1 protein-coding gene is annotated in these 396 nt (G+C 55.3%); it reads left to right on the top strand.

The window, feature by feature from the left end:
• Nucleotides 1-319, top strand: a 319-nt coding sequence (locus AC0L3A_RS41015) for a ThuA domain-containing protein (protein WP_473256618.1), incomplete at its 5' end; no start/stop codon positions are given.
• Nucleotides 320-396: the final 77 nt, after the last annotated feature.

Genomic DNA, 396 nt, shown 5'->3' with positions numbered 1-396 from the left:
ATACTCCGCCGGCTACCGGCATGATGTCATACCGCTTTCCAAGGTAATCCTGACCCAGCTCGGAAGCAATTCGGGTGCCTTTGAAGTCATTGCAACGGAAGACACGTCCGAATTTTCTACCGAAAACCTCGAGCGCTACGCGGCGGTGATGTTCTACACAACCGGAGAACTTCCGATGAGCGCCGCGCAAAAGAGAGCTCTTCTCAAGTTTGTGCGCTCGGGCCGCGGGTTCCTCGGGGTTCATTCGGCGACGGACACATTCTACACTTGGCCGGACTATCTCGATCTGGTCGGCGGCTACTTCAATGGTTATCCTTGACATCAGGCCGTGAAGATCGAGGTGGTTGATCCTGGCGATCCCCTGGTGGCTTTTCTCGGGAATTCGTTGCAAGTCGA

The sequence above is a fragment of the Bradyrhizobium sp. MI1.3 genome (assembly GCF_055811695.1).
Note: the sequence above shows the minus strand (reverse complement) of the source record. Positions and strands in the feature narration are given on the sequence as shown.